We start from the raw sequence: 23180 nt of genomic DNA, 5'->3' as shown, positions 1-23180 counted from the left end.
TTTTGAAGAAAAATCTATTCCTAATTCTTATTATTAGCTGCACAACCCTTTTTGCTCAAAAAACAAAGCAAGTTTTTGTAAAATATATAAAAACTGATATTTCTGAAATATCAATTGATGGTTTATTAAGTGAAGCGCATTGGGCAAAAGCAAAAACAACCTCAAACTACTGGCAATATTTTCCATCAGATTCTTTAAAAGCAAATAATCAAACAGAAGTAAAAATGATGTTTGATGACAAAAATCTATATGTAGCAATTAAAGTACACGCAAAATCAAACGATTTTATCATTCCTTCTTTGCGAAGAGATTTTAGAGCTTCTGGAAACGACAATGTCACACTTATTTTTGATACATTTAATGATGGTTCTAATGCTTTTTTCTTTGGAACAAATCCGGCAGGAGTTAAAAGAGAAGCCTTGCTTTCTGGTGGCGGAACAGATTTAAGAGGATTTAATTTAGCTTGGGATACAAAATGGGTTTGTAAAACACAGATTTTGGATGATGCATATATAGCAGAAATTGCAATTCCGTTAACAGCTTTTAAGTTTAGAGAAGGAGAAACCAAATGGCGGTTTAACAGTTATCAGTTTGACACACAAGATAATGAACAAAATACGTGGATGAATATTCCTCAAAACCAATACATTTTTAGCTTAGCTTATATGGGCGAAATGATTTTTGAAAAACCTTTAGGAAAATCGAGAGCACCCATAGCAATTATTCCATATATAAATACTTTTTCTGGAAAAGATTTTGAAAACAACAGTGCTATTAATGATGTTAAAATTGGTGGTGATGCCAAATTTGCTATTGGAAATAGCATGAATTTAGATGTAACGATCAATCCAGATTTTTCTCAAGTAGAAGTTGACCAGCAAACAACAAATTTAACACGTTTTGAAATTTCGTTGCCCGAACGCCGTCAGTTTTTTATTGAAAACAGCGATTTGTTTGGAGATTTTGGAGATTCAAGAGACGAAAATCCATTTTTCTCTCGGCGTATCGGAATCGCAAAAAATAAAAGTGGTGAATCTATAGAAAACGGAATTGTTGCAGGCGCAAGATTAAGCGGAAAATTAAATAATAATTTACGTTTAGGAATTTTAAGTGTTCAAACAGAAGAAGATGTTGAAAATGAAATTCCGGCTACAAACAATTCGGTTGTTGCCATTCAACAAAAATTATTTAGTAGATCTAATCTAAGTTTTTTATTCATCAACAAACAAGCAACAAAAGAGTATGGTTTTTTAAAACAAGAAGATAAATACAACAGAGTAATTGGTATTGATTACAATTTAGCATCAGAAAACAATACTTGGAACGGAAGATATTTTATTCACAAATCTTTTTCGCCAACAACAACTGGAAAAGATATTTCTGCAGGAATTTCTACCGAATACAATTCCAGAAACTTTAAAATTAAATTGAGTGGCATTTATATTGAAGATGATTTTAGGTCAGATTTAGGGTTTATCAAGAGAACAGACATCTTTAAAATCAATCCAAATTTTGAATATACTTTTTACCCAAAGAAAGGGGAAATTCAAAAACACACTTTATCTGTAACACCAATTTACATTTGGAAACCAGAATTAGGTTACAAAAATTCTGATTATACAATTATCAGTCAATGGAATATCGACTTTAACAATTCTACCAATTTAGAGTTTTCTATGTTTAATCGATATACCTATTTATATGATAGTTTTGATCCAACAAGAACAAACTCTGTAGAATTGCCAGCAAATGTTGGCTATTCTTACACCAGTTTTGAAGCAAAATACAGATCAGATATAAGAAAACAATTCTCTTTTGATATTTCTCCATCAATTGGGCAATTTTACAACGGAAATAAATATTCTTTAGAAGGAAATTTAAATTGGAGAATAGAACCTTTTTTCCAAACAAAAGTACAAGTAAACTACAATTATATTAGTTTACCAGATCCGTATGCAAACGCTTCTATTTGGTTAGTTGGTCCTCGTTTTGATGTTACCTTTAATAAAAATTTATTTTGGAATACGTTAATTCAATATAGCAATCAAGAACAAAGCTTAAGTGTAAATTCAAGATTGCAGTGGCGTTTTGCTCCGTTGTCTGATTTATTTATTGCTTATAACGACAATTACGACACCAATTCACCATTAAGTCCACGTTTTAGATCTATCAATTTAAAACTATCTTATTGGTTAAATTTATAACGTCTTTAACATTTATTTAAGATTCTTATTTTTAATAAATGGTAAATTCGAAAACTTATTTTTAATAACACAAACTTTAATATATAAATCATGATACAAAAAGTAATTTCGAGAGTATTAGTTGTTTTATTTGTTTTTGGTTTTTCTGTAAATGCTGATGCACAACGAAAGAAGAAAAAAAACGAAAAAGACACAAAAACAGTAGTAAAACCGGCTCCAAAACCTAAAAAAGGAGACATTCAACCTTATGCATCAGTTGTTACAAAGGATGTAAAAACAGATGCAGGTTTATTTAGCGTTCACAAAAAAGATGAAGCGTATTTATTTGAAATTCCAGATTCGCTTTTAGGCAGAGATATGCTAATGGTAACTAGAATTGCTAAAACTGCCAACGGACTAGGTTTTGGTGGTGGAAAAACAAACACACAAATGTTACGTTGGGAACGTAAAGACAAAAAAATCTTATTAAGAGTTATTTCTCAGAATGTAGTTGCTGATAAAAATTTACCAGTACATGAGGCAGTAGCAAATTCTAATTTTGCCCCAATATTGTACGCGTTTCCTATCCTTGCAATTAACAAAGATAATGGAGCCACTGTAATTGATGCAACAACTTTATTTACTACAGATGTTGCTGCAATTGGGTTACCATCATTTTACAGAAAAAGATTAAAGGTGTCAAGATTAGATGCTAAACGCTCTTTTATTGATAGAATTAACAGTTATCCTCAGAATATAGAAATTAGAGACGTAAAAACGTATGCTTCGGCTGCTCCTCCTTCTAACTCTAGCGTAGGTTCAATTTCTTTAGAGATGAGTAACTCAATGATTTTATTACCAAAAGTTCCGATGAAACGTCGTTATGCAGACGAAAGAGTTGGATGGTTTGCTAGATCTCAAGTAGATTATGGTTTAGCTGATCAAAAAAGTAAAACTGTAAGATACTTAGATCGTTATAGATTAGAGGTTAAAGAAGAAGATATTGCTAAATTTAATAGAGGTGAATTAGTTGAGCCAAAAAAACAAATTGTGTATTATGTAGATAGAGCAACTCCAGAAGAATGGGTTCCTTTTATTATACAAGGTGTAAACGATTGGAATGTTGCTTTTGAAGCAGCAGGTTTTAAAAATGCTATTGTAGCAAAAAGAGCTCCAACTGAAGAAGAAGACCCAGAATACAGTCCAGAAGACATTCGTTATTCTGTAATTCGTTATTTGGCTTCTCCAATTCCGAATGCAAACGGACCTCACGTGAGTGATCCACGTTCTGGAGAAATTTTAGAATCGGATATCAACTGGTATCATAATGTTATGAGTTTATTACAAGGTTGGTACTTTGTACAAACTGCTGCAATCAATCCAGAAGCACAAAGAGTTGGGTTTAAAACTGAAGTGATGGGAGAATTAATTAAGTTTGTTTCTTCTCACGAATTAGGACACACAATTGGTTTACCACATAATATGGGAAGTAGTTCTGCATATCCAGTAGATTCTTTACGTTCTGCTACTTTTACGAAAAAATTCGGAACGGCACCATCTATTATGGATTATGCGCGTTTTAATTACGTTGCACAACCGGGAGATAAAGGTGTTGCTTTAATGCCAAATATTGGCGTGTATGATAAACATGCCATCAACTGGGGTTATCGTCCAATCTTAGGGAAAACAGCAGAAGAAGAAAAACCTATTTTAGATAGTTGGATTTTAAAACATGCTGGAAATCCATGGTATCGTTTTGGAAGAAATAACGGAATTGACCCTAGTTCTCAAACTGAAGATTTAGGTGATGACGGAGTAAAAGCAAGTATGTATGGTATTGCTAACTTAAAACGTATTGTACCAAACTTAATAAAATGGACAAGTAAAAAAGGAGAAAATTATTCTGATTTAAAAGATATGTATGGACATGTACTTTCTCAATTTAACAGATATTCTGGACACGTTACAACAATTGTTGGAGGTGTTATAGAAGACAATAAAACTTCCGATCAAGCAGGTGCAATTTACACACATGTTTCTAAAGCTCGTCAAAAAGAAGCTGTTAAATATTTAAACGATCAATTGTTTAAAACACCAACTTGGGTAATTAACAAAGAAATTATTGATAGAACAGAATCTTCTGGTGTTTCTGATAGAATAAAAGGAATGCAAACAAGAACTTTAAGAAATCTTTTAAGAGATCGAAGAATTGTTAGAATGATTGACAACGAAACGTTAAACGGTTCAAAAGCATATACGGTTTTATCATTAATGTATGATTTAAGAAGAGGTATTTGGGCGGAATTATATTCTAGAAAGTCGATTGATACTTACAGAAGAAATTTACAAAGAACACATATTAGTGTTTTAGGTGATTTAATGGAAAAAGGAGTTGATATTTCTGATGTTAAACCTATTGTTAGAGGTGAGTTAAATAGAATTAAAACCGAAGTTAGAAAAGCAGTTGCTACTGCGCCAAATACAATTACAAGATATCACCTAAGAGATATTTTAGAAAGAATTGATGCTATTTTAGATCCTAAATAATAATTAACTTTACAATAAAAAAAGCCTTACCAAATTTGGTAAGGCTTTTTATTTGCTCAATTCTCACACTACTTCTTGTTAAAATTTTCTAATTGGTTTTTAATAACCTCATCTATTCGTTTTTGATCTATATTGTATTTTAAATCCAAACTTTGTTTCTCTGGAAATTGCTCTATCATAACAGTTGAAGAAGGGAATGCAAAATCAACACCTAACTCTTTAGCTAACTTTACTATGGCAATATGCAATTTATGTTTAGAAGATTGTTCTACTCCCCAAGCCAAACTTTTAAAATAAACGTTAATTAAAATCAATAAAGAAGAATCTCCAAAACCTGTAAACTCTACATTATAAGAATCTGGCTCAGAACGCGTTTCTGGGTGCGCAATAATAATTTCTCTAACTCCTTTTACAAAAGCTTCAATCAATTCTGGTGGTGTATCATAACGAAGACCCACATTGGTGTTATATCTTCTATACAAACGCAAACCTTTATTGTTGATGACAATTTCAGACAATTTACTATTTGGAATTTGAAATATAGAAGTATCCGCAGCTCTAATTCTTGAAGATCTAAATCCAACTTCTTCTACAGAACCTTCTACTCCGCCAGCTTCAATCCAATCTCCAATATGAAAAGGTTTATCAAGGAAAATCATAAAAGTCCCTATCAAATTTTTCACCGTATCTTGAGAAGCCAAAGCAACAGCCAAACCACCAATTGATGCTCCTGCAATTACTGCTGTAGTATCAATTCCGAAAACTGTTAACATTTTTAGAACTCCAACAAAAATGACAATTCCTTTTAAAAAGTTATTTAAAATAGGAACCAGTTGGTCGTCTAATTTGCTTTGAGTTTTTGCTGTAAGCTCAGAATACACATGCATGGCTACCGTTACTAATTGCAAGAAAATATAAATCCAAAAAACAGTTTGTGTTATATTCAATCCAATAAACGCCCATTTGTTAATTGCTAGTCCGAACTGTAAAGAAGGATAAATTTTATCAATAAAACTTAACGCAATTAATAAACTTATTGGATGTGCTAATTTCTTTAATACCTTTGCAACAGTTAAGCTGTTATTTCGAATAAAAGAATTGTGGATCTTATGAAGTACAAAGTAAATAATACGTTTAAAAATAGCATGTAATAAAACTGCTATAAGCAACATAAGTAATAATCCTAAGAATTTCCAAATTTCAATATTTAAAATTTTTTTTTGAGCAAACTCAGGCATTATTTTTTCAAATTCTAATACATACCAAGGAAAAATATCATTATAAATTTTATCTAAATTTGATATTGTTTCTTGAGAATAATACCAATTTCCTCCAATTTTCTCAACGGAAATAAGAGGCAATACTTCTGGAAATAAAACATATTTATGTGAATTATCATATGCTAAAGAGTCTTTATAGTTAGCATCTGTTGGCACTTGTTTAAAATCTACAAACAATCCTTTTCCATCTAAAATCTGCTTTAATTTAATCGCAGCAACTTTAGGTTTTTTGGTTGAATTCGGAAAAATAGTTTGTGCCGATTTCTCTGGTTGATAAGAATCTGATTGTAAAAAATACAAATGTGTATATACAGTAGCATTAGGGTTTTTAAGATTTACTTTAATAGAATCTTGGGCAGATACAACTGCTGTAAATAGTAAAAAAATTAGTAGTAATCTTTTCATTTTAGGACTTCTTTTATGTTAATCGAATGTTAAAAAAAAACACAAATTTAAACCTTTTCATTTTTCTAATGTCATAGAAGCATATTAAATAACATTTAAAATTTTAAACCATGAAAAAAATAGCATTCGCATTAGCATTTATATTTACAGTTTCGTCAGGATTTTCTCAACAAAGAAAAAGAATGGCAAAAGCTGATACTATGACTCCAGAACAACGCGCAACATTATCTGTAAAAAAAATGGCGCTACAGTTAGATTTAACGAAAGATCAAACTAAAAAAATTACTGCTTTGTATACAGAAATGGGGAAACAAAGAAAGGTAAAGGGAGACAAAATGAGAAATGATGCATTGGCGTCTAGAACTAAATTAGCAAAAATCAAAAAAGAAAGTAAAGACAGAGCTGACTTTAAAGAAAGAGTGGGAAAAGCTATCAAGTCAGGAGAATTAAAAAAAGAAGATGCAACCTTAATGAGAAGAGGACGCGGAAGAGCAAAAATAGATTTTGATACTGCAAATGAAGCTTTAGATAATAGAATTGAGTTTCAAGCTAAAATGAAAAAAATCTTATCTCCAGAACAATATGCAAAATTCACAAAATTACAAAAGCGTAAAGTTGGTCATGCTAAAAAGAGAATGGATTCAAAAAAGAAAATGAAAAATAAGAAAGGAAAAATGAAAAAACGCGGAAAAGGAAAGCGTTAGAAAATAAATGTATTTGTTTGATTGATTAATACAAAAAGCCCGGTGTTATGTGAGAGTTCATCGGGTTTTTCATTTTCTATTCTTTAAACCAACTCGCATATTCTACATAATTATTGGCAATTCTATCTATTTCACCAGAAATTAATTCCTTAGAAATGTCTTTTATTTTTTTAGCCGGAATTCCCGCATAAATAGTCCCACTTTCTACTCTAGTATTTTTAGAAACAACCGCACCAGCTGCAATAATTGAGTTACTTTCTATTACACAATCATCCATAATAATACTTCCCATTCCGATTAACACATTATCATGAATTCTACATCCGTGCACAATTGCATTATGACCAATGGAAACATTATTGCCAATTGTTGTTGGTGATTTTTGATACGTTGCATGAATTATTGCACCGTCTTGCACATTTACTTTATCGCCCATTTTTATAAAATGAACATCGCCTCTAATTACAGCATTGTACCAAACACTACAATTTTTCCCCATTGAAACTTCGCCAACAATTGTTGCATTTTCTGCAACAAAACAATCTTCTGGAATTTGCGGAAACTTTCCTTTTACAGCTTTAATGATTTTCATTAAATGATCTTATTTTATTATTAATTTCTGGCCAATACTAATTGTATTGCCTGATAAATTATTGCTTTTCTTTAATTGCTGAACAGTAATTTTATATTTTCTAGAAATAGAATATAAAGTTTCTCCTTTTTTAACAGTATGTGTTTTTCCTGAAAGCACTTTTGTCGTTTTTGTAGTTGTTTTTACAGAAGTACTTTTTGGCTTTGTGTTTTTTACTTCTTTTTGATATTTTTTTAAATCACTTTTTTTAACCTTATCAAATTCATACAATTTATAATTCTCAATAATGGTAATCAGTTTTGTTGGATATTTTCTATCAGTTGCATAACCCGCTTTTTTTAATCCTTTTGCCCATTTTTTATAATCTGATGTTCTATAATTAAACAGAAATGCATAGCGTTTTCTTCCTGTTAAAAACTTAGAATGATCGTTGTATGAATTTTCTACATATTTATATTTTCGAAAACAATCATCTTTTTTATCATCATCATGATACACTCTTTTTCCAGTCCAGCCTGTATGACATTTAATTCCGAAATGATTGTTAGATTTTGATGCCAACGTACTTCTACCATTTCCAGATTCTAAAATTCCTTGTGCTAACGTAATACTTGCCGGAATTTTATATTCATGCATTTTTATTACTGCTAACGGCGCATATTTTTTAATATACGTAAGTGTGTGTTTGTTTAGGTTTTTATTTTTCTTAGTAAGATTTTTTACATGCGCATTCTGTTTTACAGATGGCATTTTTTTAATTGAAGTAGTTTCTTTTGGGACTTTCTTTTTTGAAGAAACAACACTTTTTTTAGTACCACAACTAACGATAAAGAAACTAAGAAATGCAATAATTATGTACGATTTAAGTTTCATTAAGTTGTAATTAATTCTAAATTTTTCTTTGCTAACCTGTCGTTAAAACCTGCTATTCCTTGTAAACCTCCAGTATGAATGACTAAAATTTTACTATTTTCTGAAAAATAGTTCTTTTTAATTAAATCTACAATTCCATAAAGCATTTTTCCTGTGTAAATTGGATCTAACGGAGTATTGGTTTCTTCTTTAAACTGATTGATAAAAGAAATGAATGCTTCATTATATTTAGCATAACCGCCCAAGTGATAATCGTGCACTAAACTCCAATTATTGGTTTTAGCAACAAAATTTTCAATTTCTTGTTGTAAAAAATCACCTTTTAATGCTGGAAAACCAAGCACTTTTTGATGACTTTTTGCTGATTTTATCAATCCAGAAATGGTTCCTCCTGTTCCAACTGCCACACAAATATAATCGAAAATTTCATCTTCATTTGTTAAAATTTCTGTGCAACCTTTTATTGCCAACTCGTTGGTTCCGCCTTCAGGAACGACATAAAATTCGCCAAATTTATTTTTTAAGGAATTGAGAAACGATTTTGATGTTTTTTCTCGATACAATGCTCTCGATACAAAATGGAATTGCATTCCGTTTTCGTGTGCTTGTTGTAATGTTGAATTATTTGCTAGCGTTTTTTGTAAATCGTTTGCCAATTCATCTCCACGAATCACACCAATTGTTTGTAAACCAGCTAATTTACCAGCGACTGCAGTTGCTAAAATATGATTGGAAAAAGCGCCGCCAAAAGTTAACAACGTATCGTGCTCTAACCTTTTAGCTTCTTGAATATTGTATGTAAGTTTTCTGAATTTATTTCCAGAAACAAGCGGATGAATTTTATCTTCTCGTTTGATAAAGAGTTGAAGATTCTTGTCTTTTAACTCTGGTAAAAGAATTTCTTGGTTTTTAGATTTAATTAAAGAATTAAACATGGAAGTAAGTTACGAAATCGCTGTAACTTTCTCCTCAATTGATTCCCATTCTTCCATTAATGCATCTACTTTTGCTTTTTTAGCTTTGTATTTTTCAAAGAAATTCGGTCTAGAGGAAACTTCATCGTAATTGTTTGCCAATTCTAAATCTGTTTTTTCTATTTGAGATTCTAAATCAGCAATTTCAGATTCAATTTTAGATAATTTATTTTTTAACTTTTTCAGTTCTTTTTCCTCTTCTCTACTAAGTTGAGTATCTTCTTTTTTTGCAGTTACTTTTACTTCTTTAACAATGGTTCTCATTTCAGCTTCACGTAAATTTTCCATTTTGTGTTCTTCTAAGAAATAATCAATATCGCCTAAATATTCTTTGATTACTTTGTCTTTAAAACCGTAAACTGTATCTGTTAATCCTTGTAAAAAATCTCTATCGTGCGAAACTAAAATCAACGTTCCATTAAAACTTTTTAAAGCCTCTTTCAACACATTTTTTGATGCAATATCTAAATGGTTTGTCGGCTCATCCATGATTAATACATTAAACGGAGACAATAATAATTTACACAACGCCAAACGATTTCGTTCTCCTCCAGAAAGTACTTTTGCTTTTTTATCTACTGCGTCACCTCCAAATAAGAATGAACCTAACATATCTCTAACGCGTGCTCTGTTAGAATCTGTTGCGGCATCTTCCATGATCTGTAAAACTGTTTTTTCTGGCGGTAAATGTTCTGATTGATTTTGAGCAAAATATCCGATTTCAACATTATGTCCCAATTTTAAATGTCCTTTAAACGGAATATCTCCAACAATCATTTTTGCTAACGTCGATTTTCCTTGTCCGTTTTGACCAACAAATGCAATTCTGCTGTTACGCTCAATCAATAAATCTACATTTTCTAACACATGCTTATCTCCGTAACTTTTACTTAAATTTTCTGCTTCAACAATAATTTTTCCAGGTTCTTTTGATTTTGCAAAACGAATATTCATTGTTGCATTATCGTCTTGATCAACCTCAATACGTTCAACTTTATCAAGTTGTTTCATTAAAGATTGCGCCATTGAAGCTTTACTTGCTTTGGCTTTAAATTTATCAATTAGATGTTGCTTTTGTTTGATTTCTCTATCTTGATTTTTCTGAGCTTGCAATTGTTTTTCCTTGATTTCTCCTCTTAATAATAAGAATTGAGAATAGGGTTTTTTGTAATCGTAAATCTGTCCCAAAGAAATTTCTATGGTACGGTTTGTAACATTATCTAAGAACATTTTATCATGCGAAACCAACACAATTGCGCCAGAATATCCTTTTAAAAAGTTTTCTAACCAAATAATAGATTCGATATCTAAATGATTTGTTGGCTCATCTAACAATAAAATATCGTTATTTTGTAATAACAGTTTTGCCAATTCAATTCGCATTCTCCAACCTCCAGAAAAAGTATCAGTAAGTTTGTCAAAATCTTCTCTTTTAAAACCTAAACCCTGTAAGATCTTTTCTGTATCACCTTGATAATTATAACCACCAAGCAATTCGTAACGTTCTGTATTGTCTGTTAAATCGTGAATTAACTGGCTGTATTCTTCACTTTCATAATCAGTTCTTGTAGCCAATTGTTCATTAATTTCATCGAGTTTTAGCTCAATTTCTTTAATTTCTTCAAAGGCTTGATACGCTTCTTCTAAAATGGTTCTTCCTGCAACAAAATCGATATCTTGACGTAAAAACCCGATCTTTACATCTTTATCAAAAGCCATTGTACCACCGTTGGTTTCAATGTCTTTTGACAGTACTTTTAACAGTGTAGATTTTCCTGCTCCATTTTTTCCTATCAACCCAATTCTGTCTCCTTTATTTAATTTAAAAGTGATTCCAGAAAATAAATCTGTCCCCATAAAAGAGACTGTTAAATTATGTACGTTAAGCATCTTTTTTTTTGTAATTTTGTGAGTGCAAATCTACTTAAAATATTTAGAGTAATCATGTTTAAGAAAGGCACAAAAATCTACAGTATTATCAACAATAAATGTCCAAGATGTCAGGAAGGTGATTTTTTTAAACATAAATTAACTTTTGCACCAAAAAAAATTACCGAATTAAACAATAGTTGCCCAAATTGTAATTTAAAGTACATGATAGAGCCTTCGTTTTTTTATGGCGCTATGTATGTTAACTATGGAGTTACAGTTGGCTTATCAATTGTTATATTTTTAATTGCTTCATTAATTTTTGGAGCAAGTTTATTACAGTCTTTTGCTGTAATTTTTATTGCTTTAGTGCTTTTAACTCCAATTAATTTACGTTTATCGAGAATACTTTGGATAAACATGTTTATTTCTTACGAAGAAAAAAAGTAAAATACTATTTCTCCCTAAAATCTTTTTATATCAATTTCTTTATCTAATACCTCGTCTTTTTCTAGATGATTAAACAGGTTTTTAGCAACTGTTGGCGCAATCATAACTCCACGTGTTCCTAATCCGTTTAGAACTGCCAATTGTTTGTGTTCTGGATGAACCCCAACCAAAGGCCTTCTGTCTTTTACGGTTGGTCTAATTCCGGCTGATTGAGAAATAATTGTATACGGAACAGTAATTACTTTTTTAAGTTTCTCTACCAATTCTTCTTTTCCTTCTTCAGTCGGATTTGAGGTTTTATCCTTCCAATTAAACGTTGCTCCCACTTTGTAATAATGATTTTCTAAAGGCAATACAAACAACGTAGATTTTAATAAGAAATCGATGTCTAATGCTGGAGCATGAATCGTTAAAAGTTCTCCTTTTGCTTCTTTTAAAGGCAAGTTATTAAAATACGGATTTTGCTTGATTCCAAATCCTTCACAAAAAACAATTCGAGATGCTTCTAAGTTTTTATAAATGACAATGTGTTTTTCTAATTGTAAGCTTTCGTAATCAAATTTTTCGAAAAGAATTCTTGAATCTTTTTGTAAATATTCTCTGTAAGACGTAACGAGTTTTTCAGTATCTATTCTTCCTGTTTGTAATACTTCTCCAAAACCAAATTCTGTTATAACTCCATTTGTTTTTTCGTGAAGAATCGTTGGATTCATATACCTAGAAAGCAATGGTTTGTCAGAAGCTTCAAACCAATTGTTTTGATCTTCAATTGATTTAAATACTTTTCTAGTATTAAATTTTACATCAAGCGTTAATTCTAATTTTTCTTCGAGTTTTTTATAAAATGGCAATGCAACTTCTAATTGTTTATTGGCATTCCAAACTGGTGTAAAACGTTTTAAAATAACCGGATTATAAACTCCGCCAGCCACTAAAGAAGATGTTTGAGAATCGTCTTCAAAAACAATGAATGATTTTTTAGCAGCAATTAGTTCTTCTATAAAAGCCAAACCAGCCAAGCCTAAACCAACAACAATATAATCTACTTTCATATTGTAAAAATACGCTATTAAATGCAAAAAAGCGTTCTGAAATTCAGAACGCTTTTTTATTATTTGTCAATTGATATTAGTAATTCCACATATCAATTTCTCTATTTCTAATATCTTCCTTAATCTTATCTGCTTCTAGTAATTGGAACAAAGAATTTCCTCTTACGTAGTCAGATATTTTACGATTGTCATAAATGTTTTCTGTTCGTATAACAAAAGAAGCAAAACGTCTTGCATTTAACAAATGATCAAAAGAGATTGGGTGCGATGAATTCTTCGGGTTAAACACTTTTGCTTTGTGCAAAATGTCTCTTGCCGATGGATAAAAAATCCAAAATAATTCATATAAATTATCATCTTCAATTTCTGAAACACCTAAAGTTTGCACATCTGGACCTAAAGGAGCAATTGCTAACAATCTATACTTTAGCTCTCCTTGTCTTTTATCAAAATACCACATCCCTTTAATTTTAAAAGCAGTAATATCTTGTGTGCTAATCTTAAATGTATCAATATTGTTTCCGGTTTGCCTTACATTAAATAACATTCCTGCAATTTCTTGTCTGGTAATTTTAGAACTAAAAAAAGAGTCTGAATATGCTTCTTTTATTTTACCGGTTCTAATTCCTTTATACAATGTATCAAACAACGATCTACGATTGTTAGAAATATTAGTAGTATCAATAGGGAAATAATATGGAAGATTAATTTTTTGATTTAAATCAATAACTTCCCAAACAATTTTAGACCATAGTATATCTCTATCATCTATATACCCATAAGGTAAAGGTGCATCATTATCTGCCAACAATTGTTCTTTTGTTTTCTTACCAATCTGATCAACATTTGTTGAGTTTAATAAATTGGCTTGTGCATTAATTATCCCTGAGGTAATTAATGCTAAAAAAACAATATAAAAACGTTTCCCATTCATACTACTTAGTTTAATCTTAATTAGAAATTTCTATACTTACAGGCAATACTTTTTTAAGTTTGTAAGAAGTATTATTTTCAATTACAGCTTCGATATCAAAAATTGTAACAACATCTCCTCTACGAGCACGTTGTAAAGCTTTTTTAGCGGCTGCGTTAAACGTTGTACCATTTACCAACACCGTTAATTGCCCTTGTACTTTTACTTTAAAACTAGTTACTTTTAATTTTAAATCAAAAACAAAATCTGGTAATCCAGCTCCAATAACAACTCTTGCAGCACTTGTTTTTGGCATTTTAACCAAACCAAACTCTCCTCTTGCTGATCCCATTGCTGCTGGAATATCTTTCACTCTAAATTTCTTAGAAGAGTTTATTTTTTTTCCACTAGAAAGTGTTGCTCCAACATTAATTGTCATCTCACTTCCTTTTCCTGGTTTAATAATATAACTTGATCCAGTCGGAATAATATTTCCTCCACTTGCAGTAACTCTCAAATTATTATTACTTACACCTGGTAAAGATACAGAAACCGGATTATCTACTCCACGATACACAACATTCATTGCATCTGCAGAAATTACAGCATCGTTTGGTTCTGGAATTACTGTATATGAACTATTAAACTCAACATCTACATCTTTATTATTCTCTTTAAAGGTTATTTTTCCTTTGATATCATTATCACCTAGTTTACTAGCTCTTAAATCTAAAATTACTTGTCCAGCATCAATATTAGTATAATTACGTCCGTTTAAAGTTACTTTATCTGGAACCATGCTTGCGTCATAACGACCCAAAACAACTTTTCCGGTTACTTTTTCACCAACATAATAAGCTGTTTTATCTAACTGTACAATTCCTTTATAATTACTTAACGAAACCTCACTTTCAAGTTGACCGCCTAACATGGTTGTTAAAACATTGCTTTCGCTATTTTTAATATCAACTTGCATTTGAGTTAATTTAGTTAACGAAGCTATTAAAGGAAAACCTTCAAAATGATAATTCAACCATTTTTTTGTGACTCCTTCGCTATCTACCTGATCTTCTGTGCTAAACAAAGCTGTTATTGAGTTTGCTAAACTTTTATATTCAGTTCCTAATGCTGAAGCAATAGTTGCTTTATATTCGTTTATTTCATTTACAAACTCGGTTCCTGTTTTAGAATATTTATCACCAACAAAGAAGTTTTCATCTAAGAAATCTCCTCTATCCATAACTTCATAATTCTTTTTATCTTCTTGATCAAACAGCATTTTTGATTTTAAACTATCTATATAAACATTCAGTTTATTTGAAGCATTTTTAATTCTATCTGCTTTCTGTTTAAGAGGTAAATATTTTTCTGGTTGATCTGTTGCTTTTGTATTTAAACTGCTATAGGCAGCTTCATTCTTTTGAGTTGTAGAGTTATTGTTTTCGGTTAATTTTTCGTTGATTGAACCAAAAGCAGTTAACACTTCTTTACCCATGCTTAATGCCATCATTGCAATAAATACAAGATACATTAAATTAATCATTTTTTGTCTTGGGGACATTTTTCCTCCTGCCATATCTAATTAGTTTAGTTATAAATTATTACTAATTATTTGCTTGACATTGCAGATAACATACCACCATAAACTCCATTTAATGAAGCCATATTGTTGGCTAAAGATTCCATTTGTTCTTTTAATTTTTCAGAATTTTGAGCTAACGAATTATTTAATTCTGTTTGCTTTGTTGCATTTTCCATTTGTATTTGATACAAACTGGTTAATGATTCCATTTGAACAGCAGCTTTAGACATTTGCTCATTATAACTATTTGTTGTTGCAATAGATTCTGATGCAGCAGATAGTCCTTCTGCAGCTCCTTTAAAGTTTTTAATGCTGTCGCCTAAACCTTTAATTAATGTGTTGTCTAATTCTGCTTCTCTTAATATAGTATCTAACTTCTGAGAAAGTAATCCATGTGCTCCGGTAGCTTCTTCATCAGAATCACCTAATTCTGGATATACTTTACTCCAATCTAAATCATCATCAACGGGTTCAAAAGCAGATAATGTAAATACCAATGCTTCGGTAATCATACCAATCATTAACATTTCATTTCCAAATTTCCAGTGTAAGATTTTAAAAAGTGCTCCAAGGATAACGATTGCGGCTCCTAAGCCGTAGGCCATATTCATTATTTTTTTTCCTTTTTTTGATTGTGCCATAATTTCTATTTTTAGGGGGTTAATTAATTTAGTTATTTGACTTTCCGTAAATTTTACCCAAGTAGTTTTGAACGGTTCTAAATCCAATATAACTTCTTGCGGTATCTGCATATTCGTAATCTCTAGAACTTACTTCTAAAAAATAAGCAACATCTTTCCAAGAGCCGCCACGAATAATTTTTCTTTTATTATTTCTATCTTCTACATTTGGGTTCATGGTAGACCCCATGTAATATGAAGACATATTGTAGGATGAATTTGTCCATTCTGCTACATTTCCTGCCATATTATACAATCCATAATCATTTGCATTAAACGATTTCCCTTCCATTGTGTACAAAGCGCCATCAACTGCATAATCTCCTCTAACAGGTTTAAAATTTGCTAAAAAGCATCCTCTATCACTTGTGGTACTTGGTCCACCCCAAGGATATTTCGCAAAGTTTAATCCACCACGTGCTGCATATTCCCATTCGGCTTCTGTTGGAAGTCTAAAACTTGGAACAGCTACGGTGTTTTTTCTAGCTCTAAGATAATCGTTTTTATTTTTTGTTCTCCAATTACAAAACGCTCCTGCTTGATACCAGTTAACTCCAACTACTGGATAATCTCCATAAGCTTGGTGATAAAAGTAATCTTGATGCATTGGGTCGTTATATGAATAATTAAAATCTTTTACCCAAACTGTGGTATCTGGGTAAATATTTATCATTTCTGTTCGCAAAAAATCTTTTCTATTTCCGCCTCTTTTGGCTGCAGCTTCTTTATCGAACCAAAAGTATCTATAATTTAAAAACTTTGGATTAAAACTTCTATTTCCATCAATAGCTTCATCTTTTTTAATATATAAAGAATCCATTACTTCTACATAATTTACATCAGGATATTCATTTTTATTCCAAATAATATCAATGTCTTTTTTTAAAGGTCTTAAAGAATCTAAACCTCCACCAATATCATAATAATTTTCTAACATGTATTTGTGATATGGATTTGCATCAGTGGTATCAATAACTGCAAATGAATAATCGTGAATTCCACCACTTAAAGGAGACCCATCTGCGTTTCCGTCAGAAAGCAAACTAACTTCAGCAGCCTTATAGGCTAATTTTGTTCTAACGACAGAGTCTCTTACCCAGTATACAAACTGCTTGTATTCGCTATTTGTTACTTCAGTTTCATCCATATAAAAAGGGCGCACTGTAACTGTTTTTGTTGGGGCACTTAATGTACCCATAACATCTTCATCTTGCTTACCCATTGTAAACGAACCGCCAGGAATTAATGTCATTCCCATAGGTTTTTCTGCGAACCATTTCCTCTTAGAATTAACACCTGTTAATTCTCCTCTATCATTAGAACCACAACTATAAAGCATGGTTACTATCAGTGCAAATAATGCTACTCTCTTCATATTTATATAATCTTTCCTCAAAAAGTTCGTAAACCTATTATTTTTTTTTATAAAAACCAATCGTTTTGACACTTTATATTTATACAAGTTGCATTAAAACGAAATCAAATTTTACATTAATTTTCTTAAAGCATTGTACCATCTTTCTGGTATTTTTTGTTCAATTGCTTCAAGGTAATCTTGATATGTACACGGTATTAACGCATGTCTTTTGTATTTATTATTTGTAATGATATTTATCTCCATCCACCATCTTCCACTTTTATCACTTTTATAGAAATTAATAGGGTCATCATTTTCTATTAAAACAATAAATTTTTGATAGGTTTCTTTGGTGCAAAACGGATAATCTTTAGCTCTAAAATTCACTCCTTCAATAAAATACCAAATCATTTGCGCAATTAAATGCGCCGTTTGATTGTTGTTATCTAACTTAGAATTGTATTCGTAAATTCCAAATGAAGTTACTTTATCGCTGATACCAGCATATCTAGAAATCGCACAAATTTCTTCGCCGTAAAATCCATTTGGAGAAGTATTATTGTTTGCCGGAGCATCACTTTGACGGATAGAACCAATATCGATACTAACAATATCAGCATCCCTCATGATTGGCTCAACAATAGTTAAGTCTTTCACCTCACCTAAACGATAGGTGTCAAAAAATAAACTATTTAACAAATCTAACTCTTCTTGAGAATTGTAATATGTTTGGTACCCAATATTACTAAAATTGAATAAATTATTTGGTTTGTCTAAAATAATTTTACTTAAATACGATCGAGAGTTTAATCCTTCTTCGGCAGATTCTATATCAAATTTACTATCAACAGAAACTAAATTTACAGTTTGCTCAAGAGAATCGTATGCTCTATAATTTGCATATGTAATGTCTTGACTTCCGCCGATAATAACTGGAATTATTTTATTTTTAATTAAATACGTTGTTAAAGAATTTACTGCAAAATAAGTGTCTTCTATAGTGTTTCCTTTTACAATATCTCCTAAGTCAGCAATTTTAGTATGCCAATTCCCTGGAAATAATTGATATAAATGCTTACGGATTTCTTCAAGATTTTCTCCACAGTTTATGTTGTCAACTGCATTTCTATCCTCTTGAACGCCAAAGATTGCAATTTGAATTGCATCTAATTTTGGAAAACCATTCTGACTTGAATGTACTTGAATATTTCTACCCAGACTTTGTGCAGATTGAAGCACTAAGTGAGCAATAATCGTTTCTTTTATAGGGATTAAAAAATCGAAATTCATTTACTTATTGTCCTTAAAGGCATGCAATATAACTAATTGCTATTTCTTTTTGGCAGTTTTTTTACGAGTTGTTTTTTTCTTAGGTGCTTTCGCTGCAATAATTTGCTCTACCTCCTCTAAAGTTAAGTCTTTAGCGTTTGTAGTTTTAGGCATTTCAATTTTTGTTTTTCCTTTGATGATATTAAATCTTCCCCAACGCGCTTTTTCAACTCTAATACCAGCTTCTTCCCAATTATGGATAACTTTCTCTATTTCTTTACGCTTCTTATCTTCAATTAATTCAACAATATTATCATACGTAAGATTATCATGATCGTATTTTTTATTTACGTTGATAAACATGCTATTCCATTTGATAAATGGCCCAAATCTTCCAACTCCTTTTTGAACAGGTAAGTTTTCGTATTCTGCAATGGGCGCATCTGCTTTTTGTTTTGCAACAATTAATTCTATTGCTCTGTCTAAATCTACTTCCATTGGATTTTCTCCTCTACCCAATGAAACATACATTGCACCGAATTTAATATACGGACCAAATCTTCCGTTAGAAACGATGACTTCTTCTGCTTCATAAGTTCCTAAATTTTTTGGTAATAAGAATAAATCTAAGGCTTCTTGTAATGTAATGGTTCCTAAATTCTGATCTTTTTGCAAGCTAGCAAATAGCTTTTCATCATCATCTCTATCTCCAATCTGAGCCATCGCTCCAAACTTTCCTAAACGCACTAAAACCGTTTTTCCAGATTCTGGATGTTTTCCTAAAATACGTTCTCCACTTTCTCTTTCTGCATTTTCAGAAACAAATGTAACTGTTGGATGAAACTCATTGTAAAACCCTTTAATCATTTCAATCCAATCTTCTAAACCTTCAGAAATATCATCAAAAGACGATTCTACTTTCGCTGTAAATCCAAAATCTAAAATGTTAGAAAAATTAGCAACTAAAAAGTCGGTTACAATATTTCCAATATCAGTCGGAATCAATTTTCCTTTATCAGATCCTGTTTTTTCTGTTAAAGAATTGCTCACAACTGTTCCTGCTTTTAAAACAAATTGTTCGTATTCTCTTTCAACTCCTTCAGTTTCTCCTTTTTCTACATAACCTCTACGTTGCACTGTAGAAATAGTTGGCGCATATGTTGATGGTCTTCCAATTCCTAATTCTTCTAATTGCTTTACCAAAGAAGCTTCTGTAAACCGGTATGGCGGACTCGTAAAACGTTGTGTTGCTGTGATAAATTCGTACGATAATTCTTCTCCAACTCTTAAGTTTGGCAACATTCCAGCTTGTTCTTCTTCATCATTATCTACACCTTCTAAATACACTTTTAAGAATCCATCAAACTGAATCATTTCTCCGTTAGCAGTAAAAATCTTACTATTTTTAGAGTTCTTTATTTTAACATTTGTGCGTTCTAATTTAGCATCGCTCATTTGAGAAGCAATGGTTCTTTTCCAAATTAAATCGTACAAACGATCTTGATCATATTCAACACTTACAGAACTACGACTCATTTCTGTTGGTCTAATTGCCTCATGCGCTTCTTGCGCGCCTTTATTTTTTGTTTTAAAAACTCTCGGCTTACTATATTCTACACCGTAGCTTTTTGTAATTTCTTCTTTTGCAGCTTTTCTTGCATCATCAGACAAGTTTAAACTATCTGTTCTCATGTACGTAATCAAACCTGCTTCGTACAAACGCTGTGCAACTTGCATGGTTTTTGCAACCGGATAACCCAATTTTCTTGATGCTTCTTGCTGTAATGTTGATGTGGTAAATGGTGCTGCAGGTGCTTTTTTTGCTGGTTTCTTTTGCAAATCTGCAATTGTAAAATCAGCCATTGCAGACGATTTTAAAAACTGTTCTGCTTTTTCTCTAGTTTCAAAATTTTTAGGAATTGAAGCCTTAAACGTTTTTCCTTCATCATTAGAAAACTGTGCAACAACTTTATAATGTGCTGATGTTTCAAACTCTTGAATACTGCGCTCTCTTTCTACAATTAAACGAACCGCAACAGATTGCACTCTTCCGGCAGATAAACCTCCTTTTACTTTTCTCCATAAAATTGGAGACAACTCATACCCAACCAATCTATCTAAAACTCTTCGCGCTTGTTGCGCATTTACCATATTGTAATTTATATCTCTCGGATTTTCTACTGCTTTTAAGATGGCATTTTTTGTGATTTCATGAAAAACAATACGTTTTGTGTTTTCATCTTTTAAGTTTAATTGCTCTTTTAAATGCCAAGCAATCGCCTCTCCTTCTCTATCCTCATCACTTGCTAACCAAACAGTATCTGCTTTTTTCGCTAGTGCTTTCAGCTTTTTTACGACGGCTTTTTTATCGTCCGAAACAATATATTCTGGCATAAAATCGCCTTCTACATTTATTCCTAATTCTTTGGATGGTAAATCTGCAATGTGTCCAAAACTAGATTCAACTTGAAAATCCTTTCCAAGAAATTTTTCTATTGTTTTTGCTTTTGCTGGTGACTCAACTATTACTAAATTCTTTGCCATAAAATCTGCTCTCTTAAAATAAGTACACCTAATACATTAAGGTGAATTCGATTTGCAAAAGTAGGTAGTTTTTTTTTATTTCAAATTTTACTATTGCTTTTTAGCTCATTTTAGCTGAAAAATGAACGTTAATTTTCTGCCAATATGTCACAATTTTTAGAATTTGGTTGTATCTTTGCCTTTCATTTTGAATACAAATATGGAACAAGCTGAAAAGATAATAGATGAAAGTTTACAAGGAAAAGCACTTGTAAAAGAGAATAAATCTGAAAATACCAAAAAACTTTTTATAGAAAGTTATGGTTGTCAAATGAATATGAACGACAGCGAAATTGTTGCTTCAATACTTGCAGAACAAGGCTTTAACACCACTCAAAATCTTGAAGATGCTGATTTAGTTTTAGTAAATACCTGTTCTATTCGTGAAAAAGCAGAATTGACTGTTAGAAAGCGTTTAGAAAAATACAATGCGGTAAAAAAGACAAATCCTAAAATGAAAGTTGGAGTTTTAGGTTGCATGGCAGAACGATTAAAAGAAAAATTTTTAGAAGAAGAAAAAATTGTTGATTTGGTTGTTGGTCCAGATGCGTATCGAGATTTACCAAATTTACTAGAAGAAATTGACGCTGGTAGAGATGCTGTAAACGTAATTCTATCAAAGGATGAAACCTACGGAGATGTGTCTCCAGTACGTTTAAACAACAACGGAGTTTCTGCTTTTGTATCAATCACTCGTGGTTGCGATAATATGTGTACTTTTTGTGTAGTACCATTTACGCGTGGAAGAGAAAGAAGTCGTGATCCGCAAAGTATTTTAGAAGAAATTCAGTCTATGGTAGATCAGAATTACAAAGAAATTACCTTGCTTGGACAAAATGTTGACAGCTATTTATGGTATGGTGGCGGATTAAAAAAAGACTTTAAGAAAGCCTCAGAAATGGCGCAAGCAACAGCAGTTGATTTTGCTCAGTTGTTAGATATGGCGGCAACGCGTTTCCCAAAAACCCGTTTTCGTTTTTCTACTTCCAATCCGCAAGATATGAGCTTAGATGTAATTCATGTGATGGCAAAACACAAAAATGTGTGTAAATATTTACACTTGCCTGTGCAAAGCGGAAGTACAAAAATGCTGAAAGCCATGAACAGACAACATACAAGAGAAGAATATATAGCATTGATTGACAATGTTCTAAAAATTGTTCCAGAAATGTCTTTATCACAAGATATGATTATTGGTTTTTGTGGAGAAACAGAAGAAGATCATCAAGATACTTTAAGTTTGATGGAATACGTAAAATACGATTACGGCTATATGTTTGCGTACTCTGAAAGACCAGGAACATTGGCTGCAAAAAAAATGGAAGATGATGTTCCGTTTGACGTTAAAAAACGAAGATTAGCAGAAGTAATTGAGTTACAAAGAGCACATAGTTTATTTAGAACAAAACAACATTTAGGAAAAACAGAAGAGTTCTTAATTGAAGGCGAGTCTAAAAAATCTAATCTACATTGGAAAGCAAGAAACACTCAAAACATGGTAATTGTTTTTCCGAAAGAACATTATAAAATAGGTGATTTTGTTGATGTAAAAGTAGAAGATTGTACTTCTGCAACTTTAATTGGAACCGCAGTTGGTTATTCTGATAACAATTAAATTGAAAAAAAGCAGCAAAGTTTCAAAGTTACAAAGCGAAAATAAAATTCACTTTGAGCCTTTGTAACTATGAACCTCTGAACCTCAAAAAAAAAAAAAAAAAAAAAAAAAAAATGGAAAACTTACAAGTAATAAAACAACGATTCGGAATTATTGGAAACGACCTACATTTAAATCGTGCTTTAGAAAAAGCGATTAGAGTTGCTCCAACTGATATTTCTTTAATTTTAAATGGATAAATTGTTGTTTGTA

Annotated in this window: 17 protein-coding genes and 1 pseudogene; 6 read left to right on the top strand and 12 right to left on the bottom strand. The window is 31.4% G+C overall.

Annotated features, from left to right (window positions below; translation table 11 throughout):
• Positions 1-2: 2 nt before the first annotated feature.
• Together ACEWL1_RS09420 and ACEWL1_RS09415 are read left to right on the top strand one after the other, a co-directional pair.
• Positions 3-2204, top strand: a complete 2202-nt coding sequence (locus ACEWL1_RS09420) for a DUF5916 domain-containing protein (protein ID WP_409233066.1) — start codon at positions 3-5, stop codon at positions 2202-2204.
• Between the two features lie 90 nt (positions 2205-2294).
• Entirely contained in the window at positions 2295-4730 is a 2436-nt protein-coding gene (locus ACEWL1_RS09415) for a zinc-dependent metalloprotease (protein ID WP_409233065.1), read from the top strand.
• 68 nt (positions 4731-4798) lie between these two features.
• On the opposite strand, the gene ACEWL1_RS09410 is transcribed toward ACEWL1_RS09415, so the two are convergent.
• A complete protein-coding gene (locus tag ACEWL1_RS09410) occupies positions 4799-6415 on the bottom strand; it encodes a mechanosensitive ion channel family protein (RefSeq protein WP_409233064.1) in 1617 nt (538 codons plus the stop codon).
• A gap of 110 nt (positions 6416-6525) precedes the next feature.
• Between ACEWL1_RS09410 and ACEWL1_RS09405 the strand changes: the two genes are divergently transcribed.
• Positions 6526-7119 (top strand): hypothetical protein, encoded by a 594-nt coding sequence (locus tag ACEWL1_RS09405; RefSeq protein WP_409233063.1) that lies wholly within the window; start codon positions 6526-6528, stop codon positions 7117-7119.
• A 76-nt stretch (positions 7120-7195) separates the two neighbouring features.
• Here the strand turns inward: ACEWL1_RS09405 and ACEWL1_RS09400 are convergent, their stop codons facing one another.
• The 4 genes from ACEWL1_RS09400 to ACEWL1_RS09385 are packed head-to-tail and all read right to left on the bottom strand — an operon-like array spanning position 7196 to position 11448.
• Positions 7196-7711, bottom strand: coding sequence for a gamma carbonic anhydrase family protein (locus ACEWL1_RS09400; protein WP_409233062.1), 516 nt, complete (start codon positions 7709-7711; stop codon positions 7196-7198).
• Between the two features lie 9 nt (positions 7712-7720).
• Entirely contained in the window at positions 7721-8584 is an 864-nt protein-coding gene (locus ACEWL1_RS09395; RefSeq protein ID WP_409233061.1) for a glucosaminidase domain-containing protein, read from the bottom strand.
• Entirely contained in the window at positions 8584-9519 is a 936-nt protein-coding gene (locus ACEWL1_RS09390; RefSeq protein ID WP_409233060.1) for a 1-aminocyclopropane-1-carboxylate deaminase/D-cysteine desulfhydrase, read from the bottom strand. The genes ACEWL1_RS09395 and ACEWL1_RS09390 overlap by 1 nt, the downstream gene beginning before the upstream one ends.
• 9 nt (positions 9520-9528) lie before the next feature.
• A complete protein-coding gene (locus ACEWL1_RS09385) occupies positions 9529-11448 on the bottom strand; it encodes an ABC-F family ATP-binding cassette domain-containing protein (protein WP_409233059.1) in 1920 nt (639 codons plus the stop codon).
• A gap of 54 nt (positions 11449-11502) precedes the next feature.
• Between ACEWL1_RS09385 and ACEWL1_RS09380 the strand changes: the two genes are divergently transcribed.
• Positions 11503-11877: a DUF983 domain-containing protein gene (locus ACEWL1_RS09380; protein ID WP_409233058.1), complete on the top strand. Its 375-nt coding sequence runs from the start codon at positions 11503-11505 to the stop codon at positions 11875-11877.
• A 14-nt stretch (positions 11878-11891) separates the two neighbouring features.
• Here the strand turns inward: ACEWL1_RS09380 and ACEWL1_RS09375 are convergent, their stop codons facing one another.
• The 7 genes from ACEWL1_RS09375 to topA form a co-directional block, all read right to left on the bottom strand.
• Positions 11892-12929: an NAD(P)/FAD-dependent oxidoreductase gene (locus ACEWL1_RS09375; RefSeq protein WP_409233057.1), complete on the bottom strand. Its 1038-nt coding sequence runs from the start codon at positions 12927-12929 to the stop codon at positions 11892-11894.
• 76 nt (positions 12930-13005) lie between these two features.
• Positions 13006-13863, bottom strand: a complete 858-nt coding sequence (porN, locus tag ACEWL1_RS09370) for a type IX secretion system ring subunit PorN/GldN (protein WP_409233056.1) — start codon at positions 13861-13863, stop codon at positions 13006-13008.
• A gap of 16 nt (positions 13864-13879) precedes the next feature.
• A complete protein-coding gene (gene porM / locus ACEWL1_RS09365) occupies positions 13880-15418 on the bottom strand; it encodes a type IX secretion system motor protein PorM/GldM (protein WP_409233055.1) in 1539 nt (512 codons plus the stop codon).
• A 32-nt stretch (positions 15419-15450) separates the two neighbouring features.
• Positions 15451-16065, bottom strand: coding sequence for a type IX secretion system motor protein PorL/GldL (gene porL / locus ACEWL1_RS09360; protein ID WP_409233054.1), 615 nt, complete (start codon positions 16063-16065; stop codon positions 15451-15453).
• 28 nt (positions 16066-16093) lie between these two features.
• The gene (porK, locus tag ACEWL1_RS09355; protein ID WP_409233053.1) at positions 16094-17479 is read right to left on the bottom strand and encodes a T9SS ring complex lipoprotein PorK/GldK; all 1386 of its coding nucleotides are present in this window, start codon (positions 17477-17479) and stop codon (positions 16094-16096) included.
• A 111-nt stretch (positions 17480-17590) separates the two neighbouring features.
• Positions 17591-18751 (bottom strand): formimidoylglutamase, encoded by a 1161-nt coding sequence (locus tag ACEWL1_RS09350; RefSeq protein WP_409233052.1) that lies wholly within the window; start codon positions 18749-18751, stop codon positions 17591-17593.
• 39 nt (positions 18752-18790) lie between these two features.
• Positions 18791-21274, bottom strand: a complete 2484-nt coding sequence (gene topA, locus ACEWL1_RS09345; protein WP_409233051.1) for a type I DNA topoisomerase — start codon at positions 21272-21274, stop codon at positions 18791-18793.
• A gap of 199 nt (positions 21275-21473) precedes the next feature.
• Here topA and miaB point away from each other — a divergent pair, with 199 nt between their 5' ends.
• Both miaB and ACEWL1_RS09335 read left to right on the top strand, forming a co-directional pair.
• A complete protein-coding gene (gene miaB, locus ACEWL1_RS09340) occupies positions 21474-22928 on the top strand; it encodes a tRNA (N6-isopentenyl adenosine(37)-C2)-methylthiotransferase MiaB (protein WP_409233050.1) in 1455 nt (484 codons plus the stop codon).
• 113 nt (positions 22929-23041) lie between these two features.
• Positions 23042-23164: pseudogene (locus ACEWL1_RS09335) on the top strand (sigma-54-dependent Fis family transcriptional regulator); the annotation flags it as partial.
• Between the last annotated feature and the right edge of the window lie 16 nt (positions 23165-23180).

The organism is Polaribacter gochangensis (assembly GCF_046224025.1).
Lineage (GTDB): Bacteria > Bacteroidota > Bacteroidia > Flavobacteriales > Flavobacteriaceae > Polaribacter > Polaribacter gochangensis.
The sequence above is the reverse complement of the archived record's forward strand: the minus strand, read 5'-3'. Positions and strand labels throughout refer to the sequence as shown.

What these genes read in the sequence shown, in the direction of transcription:
- ACEWL1_RS09415 (WP_409233065.1), top strand. Translation starts at nt 2,295, where the DNA reads ATGATACAAAAAGTAATTTCGAGAGTATTAGTTGTTTTATTTGTTTTT.
- ACEWL1_RS09350 (WP_409233052.1), bottom strand. Translation starts at nt 18,751, where the DNA reads ATGAATTTCGATTTTTTAATCCCTATAAAAGAAACGATTATTGCTCAC.
- ACEWL1_RS09400 (WP_409233062.1), bottom strand. Translation starts at nt 7,711, where the DNA reads ATGAAAATCATTAAAGCTGTAAAAGGAAAGTTTCCGCAAATTCCAGAA.
- ACEWL1_RS09375 (WP_409233057.1), bottom strand. Translation starts at nt 12,929, where the DNA reads ATGAAAGTAGATTATATTGTTGTTGGTTTAGGCTTGGCTGGTTTGGCT.
- ACEWL1_RS09380 (WP_409233058.1), top strand. Translation starts at nt 11,503, where the DNA reads ATGTTTAAGAAAGGCACAAAAATCTACAGTATTATCAACAATAAATGT.
- topA (WP_409233051.1), bottom strand. Translation starts at nt 21,274, where the DNA reads ATGGCAAAGAATTTAGTAATAGTTGAGTCACCAGCAAAAGCAAAAACA.
- miaB (WP_409233050.1), top strand. Translation starts at nt 21,474, where the DNA reads ATGGAACAAGCTGAAAAGATAATAGATGAAAGTTTACAAGGAAAAGCA.
- ACEWL1_RS09405 (WP_409233063.1), top strand. Translation starts at nt 6,526, where the DNA reads ATGAAAAAAATAGCATTCGCATTAGCATTTATATTTACAGTTTCGTCA.
- porK (WP_409233053.1), bottom strand. Translation starts at nt 17,479, where the DNA reads ATGAAGAGAGTAGCATTATTTGCACTGATAGTAACCATGCTTTATAGT.
- porM (WP_409233055.1), bottom strand. Translation starts at nt 15,418, where the DNA reads ATGGCAGGAGGAAAAATGTCCCCAAGACAAAAAATGATTAATTTAATG.
- ACEWL1_RS09390 (WP_409233060.1), bottom strand. Translation starts at nt 9,519, where the DNA reads ATGTTTAATTCTTTAATTAAATCTAAAAACCAAGAAATTCTTTTACCA.
- porL (WP_409233054.1), bottom strand. Translation starts at nt 16,065, where the DNA reads ATGGCACAATCAAAAAAAGGAAAAAAAATAATGAATATGGCCTACGGC.
- ACEWL1_RS09410 (WP_409233064.1), bottom strand. Translation starts at nt 6,415, where the DNA reads ATGAAAAGATTACTACTAATTTTTTTACTATTTACAGCAGTTGTATCT.
- ACEWL1_RS09385 (WP_409233059.1), bottom strand. Translation starts at nt 11,448, where the DNA reads ATGCTTAACGTACATAATTTAACAGTCTCTTTTATGGGGACAGATTTA.
- porN (WP_409233056.1), bottom strand. Translation starts at nt 13,863, where the DNA reads ATGAATGGGAAACGTTTTTATATTGTTTTTTTAGCATTAATTACCTCA.
- ACEWL1_RS09395 (WP_409233061.1), bottom strand. Translation starts at nt 8,584, where the DNA reads ATGAAACTTAAATCGTACATAATTATTGCATTTCTTAGTTTCTTTATC.